We start from the raw sequence: 793 nt of genomic DNA on the forward strand, positions 1-793 counted from the left end.
CGAGTCGACGCCCGAGCCGCAGACCCGCTGCCGCGCGACCGTCCGGCCGACGCGGCCGGAGCCAGGCTGAGCCGCGCGGTGAGCCGTCCCCGACCACCAGCCCGGCAGCCGACTCGTCGGCGAACGCGGTCACGAGCGCCCGCGTCGACACGGTGCCGGCGCGCGTGGTGACCCGCTCGACCGCAGGCTCACGACGTCGCCGGTGCGTCCGGCTCGCTCGAACGTCCGCGGGTCGCTGGCGGACCTGCGCCTCCACCGCAACGGACGCCCGCTCGGCCGCAAGCGCGTGACCGGACCGTGCTCGTCCAGCGCCGTGCGCCAGGCGCACCCGGTGGCGACCCCAGCCACGACCGGCCGGCGGCGACGGCCAGCCCCCGGGGCGGCTGACGCAGCAGGGCCACCAGGACGATCATGAGCGCCCCGAGCGCCGTCACCAGCGCGGCCCCGACCCCGTGCGCAGGCTCACCACCGCGACCGCCCCAGGCCCCGGCAGCCGCGGGCACCATGCGAAGGTCGTGCCGCTCGGCCAGGGCCACCACGGCGCCGCGCAGCCGCGTGACGAGCGGCGGCATGCTCAGCCGGCCGAGACGAGGTCGCGCAGCTCGGCCAGCGTGGCCTCGCCGATGCCCTTCACGTCGAGCAGGTCGTCGACCGACGCGAACCGGCCGTGCTCGTCGCGCCAGGAGAGGATCGCCTGCGCCGTGACCGGCCCGACGCCCGGCAGCGTGGTCGAGCTGCTCGAGGGTGGCCGTGTTGAGGTCGACCACCGCTCCGGGCACGGCGCCGGCACCGG

The 793-nt window shown here is 77.8% G+C and carries 1 protein-coding gene; it reads right to left on the reverse strand.

What is annotated here, in order from left to right; all coding sequences use genetic code 11:
* Window positions 1-574: 574 nt before the first annotated feature.
* Window positions 575-793, reverse strand: a 219-nt coding sequence (locus AC2W7G_RS17570; RefSeq protein WP_485869569.1) for a ComEA family DNA-binding protein, incomplete at its 5' end; no start/stop codon positions are given.

This window comes from Aeromicrobium sp. PFPM2_SD2 (genome assembly GCF_057364525.1).